This window comes from Paenarthrobacter nitroguajacolicus (assembly GCF_051027655.1).
Classification (GTDB): domain Bacteria; phylum Actinomycetota; class Actinomycetes; order Actinomycetales; family Micrococcaceae; genus Arthrobacter; species Arthrobacter nitroguajacolicus.
On record NZ_CP073234.1, the window covers coordinates 663,084 to 685,124 of the forward strand.

The 22,041-nt window shown below is 62.1% G+C and carries 23 protein-coding genes; 9 read left to right on the plus strand and 14 right to left on the minus strand.

All coding sequences use genetic code 11. The annotated features are described in order from the left end of the window. The 4 genes from KCX59_RS03390 to KCX59_RS03405 are packed head-to-tail and all read right to left on the minus strand — an operon-like array spanning position 1 to position 4,349. Positions 1-1,488 (minus strand): 4-hydroxyphenylacetate 3-hydroxylase family protein, encoded by a 1,488-nt coding sequence (locus tag KCX59_RS03390; RefSeq protein WP_179018886.1) that lies wholly within the window; start codon positions 1,486-1,488, stop codon positions 1-3. Continuing rightward, positions 1,485-2,180 (minus strand): DUF2848 family protein, encoded by a 696-nt coding sequence (locus KCX59_RS03395; RefSeq protein ID WP_178993252.1) that lies wholly within the window; start codon positions 2,178-2,180, stop codon positions 1,485-1,487. The genes KCX59_RS03390 and KCX59_RS03395 overlap by 4 nt, the downstream gene beginning before the upstream one ends. Before the next feature lie 10 nt (positions 2,181-2,190). Continuing rightward, positions 2,191-2,985: a carbon-nitrogen family hydrolase gene (locus KCX59_RS03400; protein ID WP_178993253.1), complete on the minus strand. Its 795-nt coding sequence runs from the start codon at positions 2,983-2,985 to the stop codon at positions 2,191-2,193. Continuing rightward, a complete protein-coding gene (locus KCX59_RS03405; protein WP_178993254.1) occupies positions 2,982-4,349 on the minus strand; it encodes an MFS transporter in 1,368 nt (455 codons plus the stop codon). Before KCX59_RS03405 ends, KCX59_RS03400 begins: the two co-directional genes overlap by 4 nt. A gap of 163 nt (positions 4,350-4,512) precedes the next feature. Here KCX59_RS03405 and KCX59_RS03410 point away from each other — a divergent pair, with 163 nt between their 5' ends. Further along, the gene (locus KCX59_RS03410) at positions 4,513-5,154 is read left to right on the plus strand and encodes a GntR family transcriptional regulator (RefSeq protein ID WP_178993255.1); all 642 of its coding nucleotides are present in this window, start codon (positions 4,513-4,515) and stop codon (positions 5,152-5,154) included. 6 nt (positions 5,155-5,160) lie between these two features. On the opposite strand, the gene KCX59_RS03415 is transcribed toward KCX59_RS03410, so the two are convergent. Continuing rightward, positions 5,161-5,454 (minus strand): DUF503 domain-containing protein, encoded by a 294-nt coding sequence (locus KCX59_RS03415; RefSeq protein ID WP_091465163.1) that lies wholly within the window; start codon positions 5,452-5,454, stop codon positions 5,161-5,163. Between the two features lie 153 nt (positions 5,455-5,607). Between KCX59_RS03415 and KCX59_RS03420 the strand changes: the two genes are divergently transcribed. The 3 genes from KCX59_RS03420 to KCX59_RS03430 are packed head-to-tail and all read left to right on the plus strand — an operon-like array spanning position 5,608 to position 8,701. Continuing rightward, entirely contained in the window at positions 5,608-6,786 is a 1,179-nt protein-coding gene (locus KCX59_RS03420; protein ID WP_179018884.1) for a GGDEF domain-containing protein, read from the plus strand. Next, a complete protein-coding gene (locus tag KCX59_RS03425; RefSeq protein WP_178993257.1) occupies positions 6,783-7,286 on the plus strand; it encodes a hypothetical protein in 504 nt (167 codons plus the stop codon). The genes KCX59_RS03420 and KCX59_RS03425 overlap by 4 nt, the downstream gene beginning before the upstream one ends. Beyond that, entirely contained in the window at positions 7,283-8,701 is a 1,419-nt protein-coding gene (locus tag KCX59_RS03430; protein ID WP_179018882.1) for a putative bifunctional diguanylate cyclase/phosphodiesterase, read from the plus strand. The genes KCX59_RS03425 and KCX59_RS03430 overlap by 4 nt, the downstream gene beginning before the upstream one ends. Before the next feature lie 49 nt (positions 8,702-8,750). Here KCX59_RS03430 and purL read toward each other — a convergent pair whose 3' ends face one another. From purL to purS, 3 genes are read right to left on the minus strand one after another with little or no spacing between them, the layout of a single operon-like run. After that, positions 8,751-11,060 (minus strand): phosphoribosylformylglycinamidine synthase subunit PurL, encoded by a 2,310-nt coding sequence (purL, locus tag KCX59_RS03435; RefSeq protein WP_178993259.1) that lies wholly within the window; start codon positions 11,058-11,060, stop codon positions 8,751-8,753. Next, positions 11,057-11,827, minus strand: a complete 771-nt coding sequence (purQ, locus tag KCX59_RS03440) for a phosphoribosylformylglycinamidine synthase subunit PurQ (protein WP_178993260.1) — start codon at positions 11,825-11,827, stop codon at positions 11,057-11,059. The genes purL and purQ overlap by 4 nt, the downstream gene beginning before the upstream one ends. A gap of 1 nt (position 11,828) precedes the next feature. Beyond that, the gene (purS, locus tag KCX59_RS03445) at positions 11,829-12,080 is read right to left on the minus strand and encodes a phosphoribosylformylglycinamidine synthase subunit PurS (RefSeq protein ID WP_011773385.1); all 252 of its coding nucleotides are present in this window, start codon (positions 12,078-12,080) and stop codon (positions 11,829-11,831) included. 278 nt (positions 12,081-12,358) lie between these two features. Here purS and KCX59_RS03450 point away from each other — a divergent pair, with 278 nt between their 5' ends. Then, positions 12,359-12,544: a hypothetical protein gene (locus KCX59_RS03450; protein WP_017198376.1), complete on the plus strand. Its 186-nt coding sequence runs from the start codon at positions 12,359-12,361 to the stop codon at positions 12,542-12,544. Positions 12,545-12,721: 177 nt separating this feature from the next. Beyond that, positions 12,722-13,012 (plus strand): DUF1540 domain-containing protein, encoded by a 291-nt coding sequence (locus KCX59_RS03455; protein ID WP_054808888.1) that lies wholly within the window; start codon positions 12,722-12,724, stop codon positions 13,010-13,012. A gap of 60 nt (positions 13,013-13,072) precedes the next feature. Here KCX59_RS03455 and KCX59_RS03460 read toward each other — a convergent pair whose 3' ends face one another. Both KCX59_RS03460 and KCX59_RS03465 read right to left on the minus strand, forming a co-directional pair. Beyond that, positions 13,073-14,044: a manganese catalase family protein gene (locus KCX59_RS03460; protein WP_091465173.1), complete on the minus strand. Its 972-nt coding sequence runs from the start codon at positions 14,042-14,044 to the stop codon at positions 13,073-13,075. Between the two features lie 128 nt (positions 14,045-14,172). Further along, positions 14,173-15,111 (minus strand): phosphoglycerate dehydrogenase, encoded by a 939-nt coding sequence (locus tag KCX59_RS03465; protein WP_179018880.1) that lies wholly within the window; start codon positions 15,109-15,111, stop codon positions 14,173-14,175. A 261-nt stretch (positions 15,112-15,372) separates the two neighbouring features. Between KCX59_RS03465 and KCX59_RS03470 the strand changes: the two genes are divergently transcribed. Together KCX59_RS03470 and KCX59_RS03475 are read left to right on the plus strand one after the other, a co-directional pair. After that, positions 15,373-18,549 (plus strand): S8 family serine peptidase, encoded by a 3,177-nt coding sequence (locus tag KCX59_RS03470; protein ID WP_434122628.1) that lies wholly within the window; start codon positions 15,373-15,375, stop codon positions 18,547-18,549. A gap of 128 nt (positions 18,550-18,677) precedes the next feature. Beyond that, positions 18,678-19,115 carry a hypothetical protein gene (locus KCX59_RS03475; RefSeq protein ID WP_218649586.1) on the plus strand — a complete coding sequence of 146 codons (438 nt, stop codon included), beginning with the start codon at positions 18,678-18,680 and terminating at the stop codon, positions 19,113-19,115. Positions 19,116-19,129: 14 nt separating this feature from the next. On the opposite strand, the gene KCX59_RS03480 is transcribed toward KCX59_RS03475, so the two are convergent. The 4 genes from KCX59_RS03480 to KCX59_RS03495 all read right to left on the minus strand — a co-directional run bounded on the left by KCX59_RS03480 (position 19,130) and on the right by KCX59_RS03495 (position 21,602). After that, a complete protein-coding gene (locus KCX59_RS03480; RefSeq protein ID WP_256871559.1) occupies positions 19,130-19,564 on the minus strand; it encodes a serine protease inhibitor in 435 nt (144 codons plus the stop codon). 29 nt (positions 19,565-19,593) lie between these two features. Beyond that, on the minus strand, positions 19,594-20,532 hold the full coding sequence (locus KCX59_RS03485) for a 3-methyladenine DNA glycosylase (protein WP_179018879.1): 939 nt from the start codon (positions 20,530-20,532) through the stop codon (positions 19,594-19,596). Further along, complete coding sequence (locus tag KCX59_RS03490; RefSeq protein WP_179018877.1) at positions 20,519-21,046, minus strand: SSI family serine proteinase inhibitor; 528 nt, start codon at positions 21,044-21,046, stop codon at positions 20,519-20,521. Before KCX59_RS03490 ends, KCX59_RS03485 begins: the two co-directional genes overlap by 14 nt. 79 nt (positions 21,047-21,125) lie before the next feature. Next, complete coding sequence (locus tag KCX59_RS03495) at positions 21,126-21,602, minus strand: MarR family winged helix-turn-helix transcriptional regulator (protein WP_179018875.1); 477 nt, start codon at positions 21,600-21,602, stop codon at positions 21,126-21,128. Between the two features lie 116 nt (positions 21,603-21,718). Here KCX59_RS03495 and KCX59_RS03500 point away from each other — a divergent pair, with 116 nt between their 5' ends. After that, positions 21,719-21,943, plus strand: a complete 225-nt coding sequence (locus KCX59_RS03500; protein ID WP_054808891.1) for a hypothetical protein — start codon at positions 21,719-21,721, stop codon at positions 21,941-21,943. Positions 21,944-22,041: the final 98 nt, after the last annotated feature.

A 22,041-nucleotide genomic window follows, 5' to 3' on the forward strand; every position in this document is an offset into this window, starting at 1 on the left:
CTAGGCTCCTTCCATGCCGTCGCCGGCCCCATTGACTGTGCTTTCGATGCTGTACGAACCCAGGAAGGTGTCCAGCTCCGCAACCAGACCGTCATAGCCGTAGTTCCTGTAGGTGTAAGCACCGCGGACCACGAACGGAGCGCCGGCATAGAACATTTCGTACTGCTGGTGGCGGCCGGCGAACTCGGAACCGATGATGTCCCAGGCAAGCTTGAACAACTTGACGCGTTCTTCGCTGGCAACGCCCGGTGACTGGACGTAGCGCTCCATGTCCGGCCGGGTCACGCTGCTGGTCATGTCGGCGATGCTGGAAGGCAGCTGCAGGACGCCGCCGCCCACCAGGTCGCGGAGGATGGAAATCACGCGGGGGTAGGTCTCTGACTGCAAGCCCATGGCCCCGTAAAGTGCGCTCTTGCCCGGAACCCTCATGCCGGCGTCGTCCGTTGTTGCTGTGTATTCGGCGGCGAGGACGGCTGACTCAACGGACTGCACAATGGCGGCGAGCTCGCCGAGTTTCTCCTGCACGCCAGGGATCTTGTCCGTGCCGTTGACCTGCGTGACCTTGCGGGCAACGGAGGCGATGAACTTCAGCTTGGTGGAGAAGCGGATCTGGGCTTGCCAGTTGCCCAGGGCGTGGGCACCGGTGTCGAAGAACTGGCGGCGGAGGGTTTCGATGTTCCGGTTGATGAACACCCGGTCCCACGGGATGAGCACGTCGTCGAAGACAACCAAGGCGTCAGGCTCGTCGTAGTGGCTGGTCAGCGGGTAGTCGAACTCGCTGGTGGCAGCCGGCGCGAACGGACGGCGGCAGTACAGCTTCAGTCCGTCGGTTGCCACCGGGATGGCGAAGCTGACCGCGAAGTCAACATCGTCCGGGCCCAGGGGCTTAATGCAGGTGACAAAGACTTCGTCGGCAATGGCGGCGCCTGTGGCGAGCATCTGCGAACCGCGGACAATAATGCCCTCCTCGGTTTCACGCACGACGCCGACCTGCAGGTATTCGCCTTCCCAACCGGACGCCGTGGTTGCGCGGGAAACCTGCGGGGGAATGATCGCGTAGGAGAGGTACAGGTTCTCGGAGAGGATCTTCTTGTAGTACCGCTCCACGTTGCCGGCAAAGTCACGTTCGTCGTTCTTGAAGACGTCCGGATGGGAACCGAACGCGGCGAAGAACGTTCCGACGTGGTCGGGGCTGCGGCCCACCCAGCCATGGGTGTGTTTGGCCCACTTTTCGATTGCCTGGCGGCGAAGGACCAGCTCTTCCTGCGTGCGGGGAGCGGCGAAGGTGCGGTTGGCCGGACCGTTGATCTCATCCGAGTGGAACTGCATGCCGTTGGCGGGATCGGCTGCGATATCGAACAGCTCGGCCATGGTCCGGGCAACGTTCGCGAAGGCCGGGTGCTCCAGGACGTTGCCGACTACCTCGCCGTCGAGGATCACTGTCCGGCCGTCGTTCAGGGACTTCAAATACTGCTTTCCGGTTCTCATCGGAGTGAGCCTTTCTTGATTTTGTAGTTATGTTCAATGGTGGTCCCATTCGGGAAGGAGAGCTCCAACTTCCAGGAAGTTCCGTCGACGAATTTCCCGTTCAGCAGCGGAAGCGTGCCTCCCAAGCACATGAAATCAGCGTCGCCGATGTCGGTTCGTGCGAGAAGGCGCTCGACGACGTCGGCCGGCTTGAGGAGGCCGCTCAGCGAACCTTCCTGATATAGGGCGCCGTCAACCCATGAACGGGCTGTGCATTCGTCGAGATCCAGGTCTTTCAGTGATTCGACGGCAATCACCTCGTTTGAGACGGGCTTGGGACATGCCCGCTTGGAATCGCCGATGTCGCGGGCTTCGATGTCCCGGTCTGTGTGGTCGGAGCCGATACCGAGGTAGTACTTACCGTCGTGGCGGATGTAGAGGGGCTCGATCTCGCCGGACGTCAGGTTCTCGGTGGTGTCATGTTCACCCGAGGTCTCGAACAGGTCCGAGTCCATCCGGTAAAACATGGGAACCTCCGGTGGGGGAGCCACGCCGATTGCGGCGAGCTCATCGATGTGATGCTGGACTGCCTTGGGATCGCGGCCCGTGTAGCCGGCCACTACTGCATGGAAGTCGGTGATGACGATTGTCTGGTCGGTGCCCACCACCCTGAAGGTGAGCGGGACTTGCCTTGTGGTTTGCTGTGTTTGCATTGGGTTTCCTCTAAACAGTCAACGTGTTGTAAGCGGGTAGGCGATCGCCAATGACGGGAAACTCTTCGCGGACTGACTGGACCTGACGGGGATCGATGTCCACCATCAGCACCGTTTCGTCTGAGCCTGCCTCGGCGATGACATTGCCGCCCGGGTCCACCACCCGGCTGTGCCCACCAAGGTCCACACCTTCCTGGTTACCTGCAGCGTTGCAGGCGATCACGAAGATCTGGTGTTCAAGTGCCCTGGCTGTGGTGAGCAACCGCCAGTGTTCCCGCCTGGCAGCGGGCCAGGCTGCGGGTACGATCACAATGTCCGCGCCGCGGGTGCTCAACTCCATCCACAACCCGGGGAAGCGGAGGTCGTAACAGGTGATGCCGGCAACGGCGCCGAACGGCAGCGGGACTACGGGAAGTGAGGAGCCGGCAGTGAGCAGGCTGGCCTCCTTGGACTTGTAGCCGAAGACGTGGATCTTCCGGTACGTGTGGATCACTTTGCCGTCCGGCCCCAGCAGGATGGAGGTGTTGCTGAGCTGGCCGTCCTCACCGGCCTCGATGACGCTGCCGAGGTGAAGGTAGACACCCAGCTCCGCCGCTACCCGCGAGCACATGGAGACTGTTGGTCCGTCCAATGTTTCCGCGAGGGCCTCATAGTCATCGAAGTGAAAGTAGCCGGCGCTCCAGAGTTCAGGAAGCACGATCAGTTCTGCGCCGTTGATGCCGCGAAGGATCGCCTCGACGCGATCAATCCGTTCCTCACGGGTTTCGGAGTCAGGGCTGGACACCTGGACGAGTGCGATTTTCATGCTTTTCCCTTCTCCAGGCTTGGGGTCAAGTCTTCGTCCAGATCGCTGAGCTTCAGGCCCTTGGTTTCCTTGGCGAACATCACCGAGACCATGGAGATCAGGCCCATGGCGGCGAGGTAGATGCCGATCGCGTAGCCGGTGCCGAAAGCGCTGTAAAGCGCCAGGGCGATGATCGGGGACAACGAACCTGCGATCAGTGATGCCAGGTTGTAGGACACTGAGGTTCCGCTGTACCGGACGTCCGTGGGGAAGAGCTCGGAGAAGAACGCGCCGATCACTGAGCTGTACGCCGCGAAGATCAGGAGCCCTCCCACAGCGGCGGCAATGATGCCCCACACCTGCCCGGTGTTCAGCAGGAAGAAGAACGCGAAGGCCCACACCATGGTGGCAATCGAGGCGCCAATGAGGATGGGTTTCCTGCCTACCTTGTCCGCGTAGATCGCCAGGATGGGAATGGCGACGACGGCCACGCCTTGGCCGATCATGACGGCGGTAAGGCCTGTCTGCCTCTGCAGTCCCATGATTTGGGTGACGTAGGTGATGATGAACAGCGAGTAGATGTAGAAACCCGCGTTCTCGCCCATCCTGCTGCCGGTGGCGATGAGGATTTCGCGCCAGTTGCGGCGGAACAGGATGGTCAGCGGCATCTTCCGTTCCTTGTTGCCTTCGGCTTCGCGCTTCCGCTGTGCTTCCTTGAACAGCGGGGTTTCCTGCACGTAGAGCCGCAGGATGAGGCCAATGACCACCAGCAGGGCAGACAATCCGAACGCGATGCGCCAACCCCACGCCAGGAACTCGCTCTCCGGCATGGTGGCGGCGAGGATGGCCAGGACGCCGGCGGCCATCAGGTTGCCGAGGGGCGGTCCCATATTGGGCCAGGAAGCCCAGAAGGCACGACGGGTGCTCTCGTTGCTGTGCTCCGAGACGAGGAGAACGGCTCCGCCCCACTCGCCGCCAAGCGCAAATCCCTGAATCAGGCGGAGCAGGAGGAGGAGCAAGGGTGCTGCAAGGCCGATGGCAGCGTATGAGGGAATGAAGGCAATGAGGGTGGTGGCTACGCCCATGAGCATCAGGCTGGCCACCAAGGTGGCTCGACGACCATGCTTGTCGCCGAGGTGTCCCAGGACTATTGCGCCGATGGGACGGGCAAGGAAACCGGCTGCGAACGTTCCCAAGGCAAGCATGGTGCCAACCATGGGATCGTCGGTGGGGAAATAGAGCTTGTTGAATACCAGCGCGGCCGCGGTGCCGTAGAGAAAGAAGTCATACCATTCGACGGCGGTGCCGGCGAGGCTCGAAGCAGCAACGACGGGCAGGCTGGAGTGCTTCTGTCGCCTCAGTTCTGCTTTCTTCAATTCGGTCATTGTGGGGGTCCTTTTGCGGGGAGATTCCGATGCGTGAGCGGTGTCACTAAGGCGACTGTAGACGAGTTGTATACAACCTGTCTATATTTGAACCAGAAGTTTTTCAGCACTCCGCTCCGTTCTGAATGCAACTCGTATACTGGGCTAGCGAGAAAGGCTCTGCATGATCCAGATGACCCCCACTGCGCAGTCGCAGCCAGAAGTGGCCTACCAGTGGATGAAAAGTTACATCGCAGCGCTCCCTCGTGAGGAGGAAACCTTCCTCAACGAAGGGGTCCTGGCAAAGACCACTGGCACATCACGGACACCTGTGCGTGAAGCCTTGCTGCGCCTCGAAGCCGAGGGATTCGTCAAGCGCGTCCCGCATAAAGGCGCCTACGTCCCGCCGATCTCAGACCCCGACGTCCGCGCCATCCTGCAGGCCAGGGCGGTAGTGGAAAAGTGGGCGGTCTCAGCCGTGGAGACCATGCCTGACGCCCAGATCGACGCCTTCCAGCGCATCATTGACCAGCAGCAGGAAGCGCGGGAAGACCCAGCCAGGTTCATTGAGCTGGATACCGAATTCCACACCCTGATTGTCCGGGCAGGGGGCAACCCCGTGCTTGCCGATTTCTATGCTTCCCTCCGGCAAAAGCAGCTCAGGATCGGCGTCAAGGCAGTCAGCCAAGGCGCCGATCGCGCCGGGGATGTCCTCCGTGAACACCAGTTGATCGTTGACGCCCTCCGCAGCCGAAGCCTCGACGCCGCGCATCAGGCCATTGATGCCCATCTGGACTCCACCCGCTTGGCGGTCATCGGCTACTAAGCCATGCTAGTCCTCGCTGTGCAGCTCCCGCTGCCGTGCGCTCAGCAGCTCAAACTCAGGCCGGGCAGCCACGAACCGTTCAACGGCGTCGAGCACTTGCTGAAGGTGCGCGTGGTCGGCGGCCACCACAGCTGCACCCACCAGCGCTCGCCTATGTTGGTCCTGCATGCCCGTTTCAGCGGCAGAAACCTCGAAACGCCGCTTGAGCTCAGCCACGAGGGGCCGTACCAGCGACCGCTTCTCCTTGAGGCTATGGACATCGCCCAAGAGGACGTCGAACTCAATCCAACCGATCCACATGGTTCATTATCACTGCAGAAAACCGGGGCAAGGCTGCGGCTTCGGGCCGCTTCGCATCTTGAGCCAATCTTGAGCAAAATTCGCATCCAGGTTGAGTAAGCCCCGGGACACTGAACTCAAAGGCCGGAGGGTGACCAGCTGAGGGGGTTGGACATGGAGCTCGATGCATTCTCGGTGAGGGTCGCGCTGGGCGTGGTTACGGTGACCCTCCTGGTGCTGTTCTGTACTTCATTCCACCGCACGCGCTCGCCGTATGCGGGCTGGTGGAGCCTGGCCTTGCTCGAGTTCATGGCGGGGAATGCCGCCTTCCTCCTCAACGGAACCCCCCACCAGCAGTGGGCCAACCCCTTGGGCAACGTCCTGGTGGTGGCAGGCGCTTTCAGCGTGTGGGCCGGAGCGAAGACCCTCCGGGACCGGAAAGCCGCGTCATGGCAGCTGGCTTTTGGACCGGCCGTCACGGCTATAGCATCCTTTCTGGAAAGCCCCGGGAGTAACGTTTGGTCCGGAGGCCTCGTTTATCTGGCCATGATGACGTTGGGCATAGCGTTGGCCGCGTACGATCTCTGGTTTATCAAGTCTTCGCATTCGCAAGTCCACAAAGCCCTGTCCATCGCCGCCGGCCTGCTGGCCGCCTATTATCTGGGCCGCTGGATGGTTTATGCCCTCGAAGGGCCGGCCAGTTACACGTTCCGCACGTATTTTGGGCCCGGACCGTCAGCGCTGATATCAATGGTTCTCCTGGTCACGGTGTCCTTCAGCATGACGGCCCTGACCAGCGACCAACTCATCAAAGGCCTCCGGGAACGTGCCACCCGCGACCATCTCACGGGACTCCTCAACCGCGGAGCATTCCTGGACCTCGCCACCACGGAACTTGAGCGCCTTCACTCCACAGGGTCTGGCGCCGCCGTAGTCCTGGCCGACCTGGACCACTTCAAAGCCGTCAACGACGAACACGGTCACGGGGCAGGGGATGTGGCCTTGCAGGCATTCGCTGACGTTTGCAAGGCCTCGGTCAGATCCACAGATCTCATCGGACGCTATGGAGGCGAAGAGTTTGTCCTCTTCCTGCCTGGAGCTACGCAGGACCGGGCCGAGAACATCGCTACGGAAATCAGCCGCCGGATGGCAGCCTTGCCGACTCCTGAGGGCGTTGTCTTCCCCACCATCAGCTACGGAGTCACATCAAGCACTCCCGCTGCAGCCGACCTCAATTTCATGATCGAGGTAGCGGACGCAGCCCTTTACAGCGCGAAAGCGCAAGGAAGAAACAGGATTGTAGGAGCCGACCGCCCCAAGGCGGCCACTATCGCGGACGAGGCAAGATCATGACCTTCAACGAACTCACCACCCGGATCCAGATCCAGCACACCCAGGAACTATCCGCGTTCCGGCAAGGCATCACAAGCCCTCCTTACAAAGCTGGAACACCCACAATGCTGAACGCGGACCGGCGTTCGGTAAGGATGAGTCCCGTTCAATCGGTGGAGGACAGCAACGCGAACCTCACCATCGTGGCCGACGTCGAAGGCCTCGCCTGGTTCACGGCGGACAAGGGCCTCCTGGGCAGCTGCATCACGGTGTCCATTGCCGGTCACCGCAGGAACACCGGTACCCGCGTGCACCTCCCGCTCGCAGAATGCGACGCTTGGATTGAGGCGATCCTAGGCGGGGCATGGATCACCCACGTGTACCGCGCCGGAAACAAGGTGGAACCGGACGGCAGGCTGGACATTGCGTCATACCGGCTGTTCCTGGACGAACGCCGGAACCCAGTGGCCAAACCGCAGGCTGTCGCCGACTCCAGCCTGCGACGCTTGGAAGAGTCGTGAGAGGCTCCAAGCCCCACAGGTTGATCCCCCTTGATTCACGGATCGAAAAATTGGAGCGGCACGTGCAGGCGCTGATGGAGGAGCTCCACAGAGCACGCTATGAACAACGCCGCGAGGCCCTTACGGACGCCCTTACCGGGCTCGGCAACCGCCAAGCACTGGTGAATTCCTTCATCGAAGCCCAAGCAGCCACGGCCAACGGCGCCGTCCCGCCGGCACTTCTCCTCCTGAACCTGGATGGGTTCAAGGCACTGAAAAACTCCGCAGGCCATGCCGCAGCGGACCAGATCCTGGTCACCGTTGCCATGCGCATCCGCTCGGCCGTCCGGGAGAACGACGTCGTCACCCGGCTGGGTGGCGACGAATTCGCGGTGCTGTTGCCCGCCACCCCGCAAAGCCGGGCCACCGCCGTCGGGAACCGCGTCCTGGCAGCGCTGGAACCGAACATCGACCTCGGCAACAACAGCATCCGCTGCGGCGCAAGCCTTGGGTTGCGCACTGCAGAACCACATCACAGTATCGAGGACCTTCTGCAAGAGGCCGATCTGGCCATGGAAGAATCCAAAAACGAGGGCAGGAACAAGCTTAAGGTCTTCGATCCCGCCACCCTTCACGCGCGGCAACTCCAGCGGCAAATAGTGGGAGAGCTCCGCGAAGCCATCCGTTCTGATCAGTTGGTCCTCTTCTACCAACCGATCGTGGAGCTTTCCACTGGCAGGATCGAAGGCTGCGAGGCTTTGGTTCGCTGGAACCACCCCGTTCATGGACTGATCATGCCGGACCAGTTCATTCCCGTTGCGGAGGCCACTGGCCTGATCGCGGAATTGGGCAGGTGGGTCCTGCGGACGGCCGTCGGCCAGTTGCGACGGTGGCGGGATAATCCGGCCACCAAACAGCACGACTTCTCCATGCGCATCAATGTTTCTGCCGCCGACCTTCAAAGCCTCGAGTTCGTGGACGACGTGGGTGAAGCCCTGGCGGAGGAGAGCCTGGGCCCGGAATCACTGGTGCTGGAGCTCACCGAGAGCGCCATCATCCACAACAACGAGCTGGACCGCTACACCTTGGCAAGCCTGCACAGGCTGGGAGTCGGACTCGAGATCGATGACTTCGGCGCCGGGTACTCCTCCATGGGCTACCTGCGGAAACTTCCTGTGGACCGGGTAAAAGTGGACCGTCAGTTCGTAAAGGACCTGGGCAAGGACCCTTCGCAGCTCGGCTTCGTGGCCGCCATCCAGGAAGTCATCCGCTCCTGTGGCCTGGAAGGTGTTTGGGAGGGGATCGAGACCGCCGAACAGGCGGAGGCGCTCCGGAGTATCGGCTGCGCGAGCGGGCAAGGGTATTACTTCGGGCGGCCCTTGCCGGAGATGGAGTTCACTGAGCAGTTGGCCCGGCAAGTGGTGTGGCCGGCTTAAACAGGAACGCGGGGCCACATAGGTGGCCCCGCGTTGTTTTTGCCTGCTCTTAGCCGAAGTACTTCGGCAGGGTGGCTTCGTGTGCTTCACGGAGAGCGTCCAGGGAGAGCTCGTCTACACCGTTGATCTCCAGCTTTCCGCCGGCAGCGTCAACAACGCCGATCCGGAGGTGGGCGAAGCCGCGGGCGGTGCACATGTCCTTGAAACGGACTTCTTCGGATCGCGGGACGGACACGATGGCCCGGGCCTGCGACTCGGAGAAGAGGGCGGTGAACAGGTCCACGCCGTCGCGTTCCATGAGTTCTTCAAGGGCGATGCGGGCACCGACACCGTAGCGCAGCGAGGACTCAACCAGGGCGGCCGCCAGGCCACCTTCGGAGAGGTCGTGTGCTGCGTCAACCATGCCGTCACGTGACGCGTTGATCAGGATCTCGCCCAAGCCGCGCTCAGCTGCGAGGTCAACCTTCGGAGGCAGGCCACCAAGGTGTCCGCGGAGGTTTGACCATTCCGAACCGTCCAGCTCTGCTGCGGTGGTGCCCAGCAGGTAGATGGCCTGGCCGTCCTCGCGCCAGCCCGACGGCGTACGGCGGGCGACGTCGTCGAGCTTGCCCAGAACTGCCACCACGGGGGAGGGGTGGATCGGCGTGGTGCCGGTCTGGTTGTAGAGCGAGACGTTGCCGCCGGTGACCGGGATGCCGAGTTCCATGCAGGCGTCGGACAAACCACGGATGGCTTCGGCGAGCTGCCACATGACATCCGGGTCCTCAGGGGAACCGAAGTTCAGGCAGTCGCTGACGGCCATCGGAACAGCGCCCGAGGTGGCAACGTTGCGGTAGGCCTCAGCCAACGCGAGCTGCGCACCCTGGTAGGGCTCCAGGTAGGTGTAGCGGCCGTTGGCGTCGGTTGCCAGGGCGACGCCCAGGCCGGTTTCTTCGTCAACACGGACCACGCCGGCATCGTCCGGGTACGCCATGGCAGTGTTGCCGCCAACGTAGCGGTCGTACTGCTTTGTGATCCAGTCCTTGCTGCACATGTTCGGTGAAGCCACGAGCTCGGTGACGGCTGCAGCCAGCTCCGAGGGCGCGGACGGACGGCCGGCATCCTCAACAGATCCGGTGAAGGAGTTGGCCTGGACCGAGTCCTGCCACTCCGGGCGGGCGAACGGACGGTCGTAGACCGGGCCGTCGTGCGCAACGGTGCGGGGATCGACGTCGACGATTACTTCGCCTTCCCAGGTGATGATGAGGCGACCTGTATCGGTGACCTCACCCAACCAGGAGTACTCCACGGCCCACTTGTCCATGACAGCTTCGAAGGCTGCGATGTTCTCCGGGGTAACAACGGCCATCATGCGTTCCTGGGACTCGGACATGAGGATCTCGCCCGGGGTCAGCGTGGGGTCGCGGAGCAGGACCGAGGTCAATTCCACCTCCATGCCGCCGTCGCCGTTGGAGGCGAGCTCGGACGTGGCGCAGGAAATGCCTGCAGCGCCGAGGTCCTGGATGCCTTCAACCAGGGAGCCCTTGAAGAGCTCCAGGCAGCATTCGATGAGGACCTTCTCAGCGAAGGGGTCACCCACCTGGACGGCCGGACGCTTGGACGGCTTGGTGTCATCGAAGGACTCCGACGCCAGCACCGAAGCGCCGCCAATGCCGTCGCCACCGGTGCGCGCACCGAACAGGACAACCTTGTTGCCCTTGCCGGAGGCGTTGGCCAGTCGGATGTCCTCGTGGCGCATGACGCCCACGGCCAGTGCGTTCACCAGCGGGTTGCCCTGGTAGACGGAGTCGAAGACCATTTCGCCGCCGATGTTCGGCAGGCCAAGGCAGTTGCCGTAGCCGCCGATGCCGGCAACGGCACCGTGCATGACGCGGGCGGTATCCGGGTGGTCGATCGCGCCGAAACGCAACGGGTCCATCACGGCAACCGGGCGGGCGCCCATGGAAATGATGTCGCGGACGATGCCGCCGATGCCGGTAGCGGCACCCTGGTAAGGCTCAACGAACGACGGCGAGTTGTGGGACTCGATCTTGAACGTCACGGCCCAGCCGTCGCCGAGGTTGGTGACGCCGGCGTTTTCGCCGATGCCAACCAGCATGTCCTTCTTCATTTCCTCGGTGACCTTCTCACCGAACTGGCGAAGGTGGTTCTTGGAGGACTTGTAGGAGCAGTGCTCACTCCACATGACGGAGTACATGGCCAGCTCGGCGCCGGTGGGGCGGCGGCCCAGGACCTTGACGATCTCGTCGAACTCGTTCTGCTTCAGGCCCAGCTCAGCCCACGGGAGTTCCGTGTCCGGGGTCTTGGCAGCGTGCTCAACGGTGTCGATGTTGAACTTCTTGGTGGTTTCCGTGGTCACTTGTCGCCTCCCACAATCTTGGTCAAAACGGAGGTGAAGAAACCGAGGCCGTCGGTGTCGCGGGGTGCGCCGTCAAGCGACTCCGGGCCGAAGCCGGTCTCCACAGCGTGCTCGGGGTGCGGCATGAGGCCCACCACGTTGCCGGCTGCGTTGGAGATACCGGCGATGTCGCGGCGGGAGCCGTTCGGGTTGAAGCCCACGTAGCGGAACACCACGCGGCCCTCAGCCTCAAGGGCATCCAGGGTCTTCTCGTCAGCGATGTACTGGCCGTCCTGGTTCTTCAACGGCACAATGATTTCCTGGCCGTCCGCGTAGTCCACGGTCCAGGCAGTGTTGGCGTTCTCCACGCGAAGTGTCTGGTCGCGGCAGATGAACTTCAGGTGGTCGTTCTTGATCATGGAACCGGGCAGCAAGTGCGACTCGGTCAGGATCTGGAAGCCGTTGCAAATACCCAGAACCGGGAGCTTGGCCTCGGAGTTGGCAGCGTCGATGATCTTGGACATCAGCGGCGCGAAACGCGAAATGGCACCGGCGCGGAGGTAGTCACCGTAGGAAAAACCGCCGGGGATGATGACAGCGTCAACGTCGCCGAGTTCGGTATCTGCATGCCACAAGGAAACCGCGGTGCCACCTGCAAGCCGCACCGCACGGGCGGCATCGCGGTCGTCAAGGGTGCCGGGGAAGGTCACAACGCCGATCTTGGCGCCGGCCAAGCGGGGCTCTGCGGCGACGGCCACTGCCTCGCCAATCAGGGGAATCGACGTCATATCAGGCCTCGACGACCTCGACGTTGACAACATCCTCGATCACCGGGTTGGAAAGGAGAGTCTCGGCAGCTTCGCGGGCCTGGGCCAGGATAGCGTCGGTCACCTCGCCGTCGACGGTCAGTTCGAAGCGCTTGCCCTGGCGGACTGCGCTGAAGCTGTTGAAGCCGAGGCGGGGCAGAGCACCCACGATGGCCTTCCCCTGGGGGTCCAGAATCTCGGGCTTGGGCATGACGTCAACGACGATCCGGGGCATCCGGTAACTCCTGTGCGTGAGTTGGGTGAACCTTAAATAAGGCTGCCGCGGAGGTGCCGTCTCACGCCGTTCAGCCGCATCCAAACAGCGTTTTAGCACAGGGCTAAACACGTTGTGAACTGCAATGTTTGAACGGCATGGGGGGCGCTCCGCGAGCTTGCACACCTATTCTACCGGGATCAACGCACATACCCTATTCAGCCGGATTGCGCGAGGGCACCCCGCCGTAATGGCAGAAATCGCTGGCCGCCGTAGTCCGCCGTCACTAAGATTGCGACATGGCTGAGAAACCGAAATCGATGGTGCTGGGCGTAGTGGCCGCAGCCGTTTTTGCAGGTCTGGGCCGAATGGTCATCCAGAAAATCATGGCAGACAGAGCCGCCCGGGAGCATCGCGTTACCGCGCCTTTGGACAAGGAAACGCGGGCCAGGATCAGCGACGCCCTACGCACTCCAAGTAAGTAGGCCCTTACCTCCGGAGGTCCCATTTTCGGCGGAATGGCGCGGATTAGGGCACATACAAATGCGCTATTCAAAGCGGTTAAATGGTGTGATTCCGGCGTAGTTTGGAAGGACACCAGGGGTTCAGCCCCAGTACCTTTCAAGGGCCAGTACCTTTCAGGATCCACACCAGGAGGAACAATGACCGAACACATTGCCGAAGTATCCGCCTGTAGCGTTGGCACGTGCGGATTCAACCACAACGGTTGCACCGCATTCGGAATCACCATCGGCGGCAGCCAGGACCACGCTTCCTGCGCAACGTTCATTGACACCAATGCCATGGGCGGCCTTCCCAAGGTCCTCGCCCACGTAGGTGCCTGCCAGCGCTCGGAGTGCGTCCACAACAACAACCTCATGTGCGAGGCACACGACGTCAAGGTCGGGCCCGGCCGCGAAGCCGCCGACTGCCTGACGTACGAGCACTCCTGATATTTCCTGACGACCAAAAGGGTCCCCGTCTCGGTTGAGGCGGGGACCCTTTTTTTGGCGCTACTTTTTCTTCTTGGTCGCCTGGGGCTTTGCTTCCTTGGGGCTGTCGGCCTCCTTCATTTCCTGTTCCGCCGTGGCTTGGATCAGAGCCAGCAGTTCAGGATCCAGTCCTGGTGCGAACTCTTCCTTGCGCTCCGGGGAGATGGTGATGGGGAATCCTTCAGGCATGACGTCCGTGCTCAGCTCGGTGCCGTCGTTGGAGGGAGAGGCTCCGCGGTAGAGCTTGCCGGCCTCGCTCAGGTTGTCGGCGCTGAAGGTGTACTGGATGCTCTGCAAGCCCTTATCCAACAGCTTCTTCACCTCGGGGAACTGCTCGGCGTTGGTCTTCGGAATGGGGAGGACCTTGCCCCAGTTCACTCCCAGGCTTTCCAGGGCCTTGGCGTACGCGTTCTCGTGGGCTTGGTCGCGAACGATGAGGTACGCGATCGTTGAGCGTGCCGTCTTGTTTTCCGTCATTTCGTAGATACGGCACTTCTGGAGCCGTCCCGTTGACTCAAGCATCAGGTTGTAGAGCAGGTCCAGCACCAGGTTGCCACTGTTGTAGACATAGGAGCCGCTCCATGGGTTGCCTGCAGCGTCCACCGGAAGGGCGCCCTGGGCCCCCACCAGATAGTGATGGATGTTGCTGGTGTCCAGCGCGATCTTCAGGGGAGTGGCTCCACCGGCACCCGGTTGGTCCACAGGATCCGTTTTCTTGCCCTGGTAGCGCGGCGAGCCGTCCAGGAGCTGGGAAATGGTGGTTCCGATGAGTTCCACGTGGCTGATCTCTTCAGTGCCGATGCCCTGAAGGAGATCTTTATAGGGTTTCGAGGCCGCGTCGCCCCGGAAGTTCATGCTTTGGAAGAGGTACTGCATCATGGTGCGCATCTCACCGAATTGTCCGCCGAGACCTTCCTGGAGGGCGTTTGCTGCGGCGGGGTCGGGCTCGTCTGCGGCGATTTCGTTGATGAGAAGTTGGGTGTGCAGGTACATTGCGATTCCTCACGTTGTTCATGCTGCGTGTTTGGGATGGAAACCCTCTGCTGGCCACCCCGGACGCACCCACCATAAGCATGCTTACTATTTGGAGGCAATGAAAATCTCGATGAGATTCCCAGGTGTTAGCCGGCAACTTGGTTGGTCAATGCGTTGCCTTCCCTGAGTGCCTCGATGTTGGCCAGCACGAGCTTGGCGGCGCCCTTGGGGCGGTTGCCGGCCACGTGGGGCGTGATGATCAGGTTCGGGGCGGCCCACAGTTTTGAGTCGGCGGGAAGCGGTTCGTCCTTGGTGACGTCGACGGCGGCTACGCGCAGCCTGCCTTCGTGCAACGCTGCAAGCAGGGCGTCTTCGTCCACCGTGGCTCCACGGCCAACGTTCACGAAGACTGCGCTGGCCGGGAGGTTGCGGAGAACTTCCTCGTTCAGGGCATCCGCTGTGTCCTGAGTGGCCGGCAGGATGGAGACCAGGACGTCCGTGGTCCGCAGGACGTCGGGGAAGTCGTCGTCAGCCACTACGGGGAAGCCGTAACGCTCACCCTTGGAGCTGGCGACGCCGGTAACGTTCGCTCCCAAAGCGGCCAGTAGGGGAGCCAGTCGTCCCGCGATGGAGCCGAAGCCCCAAATGGTGACGTTGGCGCCGTCGAGCGTGTAGAGCTGCTCCGTGTCAGGCGCGGACTGGGCCGCGTTGTACGGCTGGTTCCAGGTGTAGCCCTTCTGGGAATCCATCAACTGGTCCATGCGGCGTACCGCCGCCAAAATCAGGGTCAGGGCGTGTTCGGCCACGGGGCCATCGTGAAGGGAGCGGCCGGACGTGATGGCCACGTTGTCCCCGAAGCCTGCTGCCAGCACTGAATCCGGGCCTGCTGCGAGCGTCTGGACAAGCCTGAGTTGGCGCATTTCCTTGGCTGCATCAGCCAGGTTGTCCGAGGTGTTCCGCCATACCACCAGCACCTCCGCGTCGCGGTGCTCGCCGCGGATGGGCTTGTCCACCTCATACACAACCACCTCGTCGCCCGGCGTAGGAAGGTCCAGGTTGATGGTGTCGGGGACAAGGATTTTCACAGCGGCTCCGTTGCTAAAGTGGCTCGGCGGTACGCACTTGAGGCTACCGCCCGCACCCTTGGTTCTGTAATAAATCACCGCTCCTATGACAAGACAAAAAACTTGAGATGTGCTGTATGTCATATTTGGCTCTCACTAGGTACTCTGTGACTCGGCTGGTTGCGCGGCTTTGACAGGAACTGTCAAAGGTTCAACCAACTAAAAGTTGACAGGCCTGGGCGATGGAGCCCGGTCCTCCCTCAGTGAAAGGTGCAACCACTCGTGAAATCACAAGGAAAGAGCTTCGTCAGAAGCGGGGGACTTCGAAAGGCTGCGGCGCTTGCCCTTGGCCTGCCGTTGCTGCTCTCGTCGATGGCGATGCCCGCCCAGGCCGCTCCCGCCCCGGAGACGCCCGGGAATGTTGCAGGCGTGGCCAAGAAGAACCTTGACCCCAGCGCCTACAAGGACGGCCGATACATGGTGGTCCTGGCCGAAAAGCCTGCAGCTACCTACGACGGCGGCACGGCCGGGCTTGCTCCCACCAAGCCCGAAGAAGGCAAGAAACTCGACGCCGACAGCGCTGAGGTGAAGGAATATCAGCAGCACCTGCAGCAGAAGCAACAGGAAGTTGCACAGCAGGAAAACGTCACAATCCAGCGCGACTTCACCACCGCTGTCAATGGCTTCAGTGCCAACCTGACGGCAGACCAGGCGATCAACCTTGCCAAGGACCCCAAGGTCCTCATGGTGGCACCGGACACGCAGTATGCTCCGGACTACTCCACCACCGACTTCCTCAAGCTCAGCGGCCCCAACGGAACCTGGGCTACCCAGTATGGCGGACAGGACAACGCCGGCAAGGGCACCGTTGTTGGCGTGATCGACACCGGTTACACCCCGTCCAACCCCTTCTTCGCCGGTGAGCCTGTTGGCCCGCTGGTGGGCAATGCCCAGGTGGGCGTTCCGTACCGCACCGCTGACGGCAAAATCGCCATGCTGAAGGCCGACGGCGACACTTTCGTCGGTGAATGCCAGCCCGGTACCGACACGGGTGCTGACTACGATGGCAGCGCCTGCAACTCCAAGGTTCTCAGCACCCACTATTTCGCTGACGCCTTCCTGGAAACCGTTCCGCCGGAAAACCGCGCCCCTGAAGAGGTAATCTCTCCCGTCGACGTGGACAGCCACGGTACCCATACAGCCAGCACGGCAGCGGGCAATGCCAACGTTGACGCCGTAGTGGATGGCCGCAGCTTCGGAACCACCAGCGGCATCGCACCCGCCGCCAAGCTCGCCGTCTACAAAGTCTGCTGGGAGGACACGGATCCTGCCACGGGTGGCTGCTACGGCTCCGCATCTGTGGATGCGATCGAGCAGGCCATCCTGGACGGTGTGGATGTATTGAACTACTCCATCTCGGGTTCAACCACCTCCACCACCGATCCCGTCTCGCTGGCCTTCCTGTCTGCAGCTTCCGCGGGCATTTTCGTTGCAACCTCGGCGGGCAACTCCGGACCGACCGCCAGCACCGTAAACCACGGAGCACCATGGCTGACCACGGTAGCCGCGACGTCCTTCTCGCAGGAGCTCCAGGGCACTGTTGAGTTCTCCGATGGCAGCAAGTTCCGCGGAGCGAGCATCATGAACCGCGAGGTGAGCGGGGCCGGCGTCGTGCTTTCCACCAACGCTGCAAGCGGTGAAGGCAACGCGGCGCTCTGTGCTCCGGGCTCGCTGGACCCGGCCAAGGTAGCCGGCAAGGTTGTTGTTTGTGACCGTGGTGTTGTTGACCGTACCGCCAAGAGCGCTGAGGTCCTTCGCGGTGGTGGCGTCGGCATGATCCTGGTGAACCTGACCGATTCCTCCCTGGACACCGACAAGCACGTCATTCCCACCGTTCACGTGAACCCGCCCGCCACTCAGACCATCAAGGACAAGGTCACAGCCAACCCGGCCATCACCGTCTCCTTGCTGAACCGCGACACCACGGGCCTGCCCGCTGAGGCACAGCCGCAGATCGCAGGATTCTCCTCGCGTGGTCCGCTGCTTGCTACCGACTCGGACTTGTTGAAGCCTGACGTGTCCGCTCCCGGCGTCGCTATCCTCGCTGGCGTTTCGCCCATCGGAACCGGTGGAGATAACTTCGGCTTCCTCTCGGGAACGTCCATGGCTTCCCCGCACGTTGCCGGTTTCGGCGCCCTGATCCTCGCCAAGAACCCGCAGTGGTCCCCGGCCACCGTGAAGTCAGCCATGATGACCACTGCTGGTCCGGTCAAACTGGCCAACGGCGCCATCAACAAGGATGTCTTCGCCACAGGCGCCGGACAGGTGGATCCGGCCAAGGTCCTCTCGCCGGGCCTGGTGTACGACGCCACCACCGAGGACTACCTGAAGTTCATCCAGGGCACAGGCATGGACCTGGGCATGGAAGGGCTGGGCACCACGCAGGCGCGGGACATGAACGTTCCCTCCTTCGCGCTGGGCAACCTCGCAGGCAAAGTGGAGGTCACCCGTACCCTCACTGCCCTGATTCCGGGAACGTACCGTGCATCGGTCAACGTTCCGGGTGTCAACGTCAAGGTCACACCGTCCGTGCTGACCTTTGGCGCTCCCGGTGAGAAGAAGACGTTCAAGGTGCAGTTCGAAAACAAAAATGGTGAACTGGGCAAGTTCGCCATGGGTTCGCTGAACTGGCAGGGTGCCAACAAGACTGTCACCTCCCCGATCGCCGTCCGGCCGCAGTCCGTCATCGCGGACAAGGCCCTGACATTCACGGGAACGGGCCCCAATGGCTCCGGAACCATCAACATCACCTCGGGCACCAACCTGCCGGTAGGCGTCACCGTTGATGGCCTTTCCAAGGCAGACTCCTCGGCAGTCGAACTGGTCCCCGGCCCGTTCGCGGGCGAAACCAATGCGTCCAACTACGTGAAAAAGGTGACCGTTGGCGAGAACAGTGCACTCGCCAAGTTCTCGGTGATCTCTTCCAACGAGGCCGCGGACTTCGACATGCTGGTGGTCACCCCGTCCGGGCAGCAGCTGCCTGCCGCAACGGCGTCGGCCAGCGAAACCCTGTCCGTCCCCAACCCGGCGCCCGGCGACTACTACGTCTACGCCAACCTGTACGCGAGCCCCAACAACCAGGCCACCAAGGCCACCGTTGACGCCGCCGTGCTGGGTGCCAACCAAGGTAACGCCACCGTGACGCCGAACCCGATCCGCCTTGCCAACGGCAAGACCGGTCAGATCTCGCTGAACTGGAAGAACCTGGAGCCTGGCTCCTACATTGGTCGCCTGACCTTTGCAGGAACCAGTGTGCCTAGCTTCGTCACCGTCCTGGTCAACCCGGGCGGAACCGTCGTGGTTCCGGACGAGGAAGACCCGAAGAAGGACAAGAAAGACAAGAAGCACGGTGGCAAGATCCGCGCTGATGAGCCGACACAGGGCAACAACGCCGGCTAAGGATTTCTTAATTCAGTAACAGCAGTGGCCGGTGGGATTCCCAGCGGCCACTGCTGTTTCCGGTGATAGGTTCGATGCAGTTCCCACCCGGTGATTTCGCACCAGACAATTCGCAACGAAAGGCCGGCATGTCACAGCCAGGATCCGAACCACAACCCGAACAACAGTTGAACGGGCAGCACGCATTTGCCGGCCAGCCGTACCCTCAGCCTTCGTACCCGCAACAGCCGTACGGTCAACAGCCGTACGGTCAACAGCCGTACCCTCAGGCGACCTATCCTCAGCCGTATGGCCAGCAGGATGGCCCACCCTTCTATTTCCCGGACCTCGAAGGCGCCAATTTCAAGTCCAAGGCCACCACCTATGCCATCATCGGCATCTTTTTCCTTGGAATTGTGTTTGGGCCACTGGCCATTCGCAATGCAGGCCGTGCAGAAGCGAACGGCGTACCGGCCACCTTTGGGAAGGTTGCCGGGTGGATTGTTTTGGTGTTGTCCTGCGTCAACATCCTGTTCTGGGTCGCCGTGCTGATCTTTGGCCTGATCTACGGGGGTTCCGGACGCTGAGGGGGCAACCGTCCCTACACAGCGCCGGTTGAGCCCCCGGTGTTGCCCAGCAGCGAAGCCAACGCCTTCCACCGTGCGATCTCACAGCCATCCGTCCTACTGAACTGGCTATGGACTTCGCGTCCCCGGAACCACCCCTTGACCACGGCTACCTGTGGGCCGCCGTACTGCTGCGTGCAGATCCGGTCCGGCCGAGGCTCGGGAAAGAAGACTTCCTCACCGAACTGCTCGACGGCGGCCAGCGCCGCAGTTGCATCAGGCAAGTTCGAGTCCAGCGAGTCAGGGTCAGGCGACAGGATGCCTGCCGCGGACCGAAGGTGGAAGACCCGGCTTTCAGCGCCAGGCGCCTCCGTCAGCGTGACCGTCAGGTCGACGTCGTAGTCGCGCTTATCTGCACCGCTGTTGTTAGTGCCTGGCTTGTCTGCGTGGCTGTTATCTGCGGAAACCATGGTTACCTTTCGCTGGTGGCGGCGGGTGCTTAGGCAGCCAAACCGCTCAGCTCATCCAAGAGCGGTCCTACTGCCTGGAGCACGCGGGCCCGCAACTCCTGGGATTCGGCCGCGAAAGCCCGCTGGTATTCAACGTACTCGGCCTTGCCCTGCGGTGTCTCAATCCTGATGGGCGGGTAGCCCCATTCTTGAAGATCGTAGGGGGACGCTTGCATGTCCATCGCGCGGATCCGCCATGACAACTCGAAGCAGTCCATCACCAGCTCGCTCGGCAGGGCAGGCGTTAGCTTGTAAGCCCACTTGTAGAGGTCCATGTTGGCGTGCAGGCAACCCGGTTGCTCCATGGTGCGCTGGTTCTCACGGGTGGGTTCGAGCTCGTTCAAGGGAATGGCATCAGGTGTGTAGAAGCGGAAGGCGTCAAAGTGTGAGCAGCGGATGCGGTTCTCTTCAACAACAGCATCCGTGCCGTCGCCGCCAAGCCTCAGCTTCAGGTACTCATGCCGCAGCTCAAACTTTTCCTGCCGGTACACCATGGCCCATTCGTGCAGGCCAAAGCATCCAAACTGTGCCGGTCGCTTGGCCGTGCCCGCGAGGATGATTCCCGCGAAGCGGACAGCCTCGGCGCGGTCGGCAAGGAAGCCGGCCCGCTCAAAGGTGATCGCAGGCGTGCCTGGAGCCAGCCCCACAGAGGCGAGTTCGGCGTCGTCGAGCGCTCTGTAGAACTTCCAGGTGACGCGCTCCAAGGCGCGCTGGCCGCTGAGGACCACGCCGTCGCCGGGATGCCAACGTTGCAACTGGCCCGGCTTCTGCGTGTAGTAGGTGAAGAGGAAGTCCTCCACGGGGTGTTTCCTACCCGCTGAACGACGCGCCAGATAGGGATCGGCGTAACGCGCGACGCGTGCATGGTGGGCTGCCTCCAGCCCGAGCCATTGCTCTTGGGGGAGGTGCCGAAGCCTAGGGGCCGCCATCTGATCCGAGGACGCTCTTCGCGGCGTCCCATAGGGCGATCTGGCAGCCATCCGTCCTGTTGAAGGAAGCGCTGACTTCTTTGCCGTCCACTGAACCGGTCACCTTGGCCGTTGCCGGGCCGCCGTACTGCATGGTGCAGGCTTGGTCCGTTCGCATCGGGGCGGGGCTCAGGAGGGAGGGGCCGTTCTTGAGTGACGTGCAGGCCTCGGCTGCCGACGGGTGGCTGCTTTCGGCGGCGGGCACGCCATTTGTGCAGACGAGCGTGAACGACTGAGGGGCGGACTCGGGAGTTTCAACGAGCGTGATGGAGAGTTCGGCATTGCCCGCGCCGGTGGCTGCTGACACGCTGGGTTTCCCGCTTGGGGTGCTGTTTGGGCTGCTGCTTGAAGTGGCCGACGACGACGGCGCTTCAGTTGGGCTGATGGTTGAACCCGGGGTGGGGTTGCCTGAGCACGCGGCGAGGCCGGCGACGGCCAATACTGCCAGTAAGGGCCGAACAAATCGCATGCGCATGGAGTCTCCTAGGTTGCATCCATTTTACGTGGCACTTTTGGTGCTCGCTTCAAGGACACCACCGAGGCTGTGGGCTTGGCTAGGGAGTTGCGCTGACGGGTTTCTGCTGGGTGGCGGCGATCAGTCCGGTCATGGCCTGGTGGAGTTCAGCTACTTCTTCGCGGGTGAGTTGCAGGCGCTCGCGGATCTGGCCCGGAACGGCGGTGGCCTGCTCGCGAAGGGCGGCACCTTTGTCTGTCAGCTTGACCGCCAGTGCCCGTTCATTGCCGGGCACGCGCTCGCGGGTAATCAACTCGGCTTCCTCCAGGCGCCTGAGTAGCGGGGAGAGGGTGGCGGGTTCATGGAGGAGGCTGCCGCTGATGTCCTTCAGCGTCCGGGGGCTTCGTTCCCAGAGGGCAAGCATCACCAGGTACTGGGGATGGGTGAGCCCGAGCCGCTCCAGCACTGGCTTGTAGACGCCCACAACACTGCGCGATGCCACTGTCAGGGCGAAGCACAGCTGGCGCTCCAGAAGGAGGTCGTCGGTCTCCCGGGTGGACTCATCAAGGGCTGTCATGGCTGCCTCCTGTGCTTGCTGCCTGATCTATTAGCGCACACTTGGCGATTAGTTAGTGCACTAATGATTAGCGTACTATGGACTTACTGAACCGCCTAAAAGAGGAGTCGATCCGCGTGGCCAAGGAATCCTACACACGGAAATTCATGCGCGCGACAGGGAAGTTCCGTGTGATTTTCGGGCCCGCTCACAGCAGCTCCCTCGACCATGAGATGACCGAGGCCAACCGGAAGTTGCTCGCGCAACGCCAGGCTGAGACCCAGCAGTGGGAAACGCTCCGCCGGCCCGACGGCAGCACCTACGTAGTGCCCCGCAACCCGGAGGACAAATCGCTGCGGTAGCGATCCCTACCTCCCGCCGAGGTGGCAGTTAATGCCCATGTTTTTGGGAAACATTGGTGTTAAATGCCATCTCGGCGGGGGATTTCGGGCGTAAAATT

Excerpts from the sequence above, each read along its gene's own strand:
- KCX59_RS03485 (WP_179018879.1), bottom strand. The coding sequence starts at position 20,532 with ATGGCGGCCCCTAGGCTTCGGCACCTCCCCCAAGAGCAATGGCTCGGG.
- KCX59_RS03475 (WP_218649586.1), top strand. The coding sequence starts at position 18,678 with ATGTCACAGCCAGGATCCGAACCACAACCCGAACAACAGTTGAACGGG.
- KCX59_RS03415 (WP_091465163.1), bottom strand. The coding sequence starts at position 5,454 with ATGTGGATCGGTTGGATTGAGTTCGACGTCCTCTTGGGCGATGTCCAT.
- KCX59_RS03455 (WP_054808888.1), top strand. The coding sequence starts at position 12,722 with ATGACCGAACACATTGCCGAAGTATCCGCCTGTAGCGTTGGCACGTGC.
- purS (WP_011773385.1), bottom strand. The coding sequence starts at position 12,080 with ATGCCCCGGATCGTCGTTGACGTCATGCCCAAGCCCGAGATTCTGGAC.
- KCX59_RS03395 (WP_178993252.1), bottom strand. The coding sequence starts at position 2,180 with ATGCAAACACAGCAAACCACAAGGCAAGTCCCGCTCACCTTCAGGGTG.
- KCX59_RS03480 (WP_256871559.1), bottom strand. The coding sequence starts at position 19,564 with ATGGTTTCCGCAGATAACAGCCACGCAGACAAGCCAGGCACTAACAAC.
- KCX59_RS03420 (WP_179018884.1), top strand. The coding sequence starts at position 5,608 with ATGGAGCTCGATGCATTCTCGGTGAGGGTCGCGCTGGGCGTGGTTACG.
- KCX59_RS03405 (WP_178993254.1), bottom strand. The coding sequence starts at position 4,349 with ATGACCGAATTGAAGAAAGCAGAACTGAGGCGACAGAAGCACTCCAGC.
- KCX59_RS03450 (WP_017198376.1), top strand. The coding sequence starts at position 12,359 with ATGGCTGAGAAACCGAAATCGATGGTGCTGGGCGTAGTGGCCGCAGCC.
- KCX59_RS03400 (WP_178993253.1), bottom strand. The coding sequence starts at position 2,985 with ATGAAAATCGCACTCGTCCAGGTGTCCAGCCCTGACTCCGAAACCCGT.
- KCX59_RS03425 (WP_178993257.1), top strand. The coding sequence starts at position 6,783 with ATGACCTTCAACGAACTCACCACCCGGATCCAGATCCAGCACACCCAG.
- KCX59_RS03495 (WP_179018875.1), bottom strand. The coding sequence starts at position 21,602 with ATGACAGCCCTTGATGAGTCCACCCGGGAGACCGACGACCTCCTTCTG.
- KCX59_RS03390 (WP_179018886.1), bottom strand. The coding sequence starts at position 1,488 with ATGAGAACCGGAAAGCAGTATTTGAAGTCCCTGAACGACGGCCGGACA.
- KCX59_RS03460 (WP_091465173.1), bottom strand. The coding sequence starts at position 14,044 with ATGTACCTGCACACCCAACTTCTCATCAACGAAATCGCCGCAGACGAG.
- KCX59_RS03410 (WP_178993255.1), top strand. The coding sequence starts at position 4,513 with ATGATCCAGATGACCCCCACTGCGCAGTCGCAGCCAGAAGTGGCCTAC.
- purQ (WP_178993260.1), bottom strand. The coding sequence starts at position 11,827 with ATGACGTCGATTCCCCTGATTGGCGAGGCAGTGGCCGTCGCCGCAGAG.
- KCX59_RS03490 (WP_179018877.1), bottom strand. The coding sequence starts at position 21,046 with ATGCGCATGCGATTTGTTCGGCCCTTACTGGCAGTATTGGCCGTCGCC.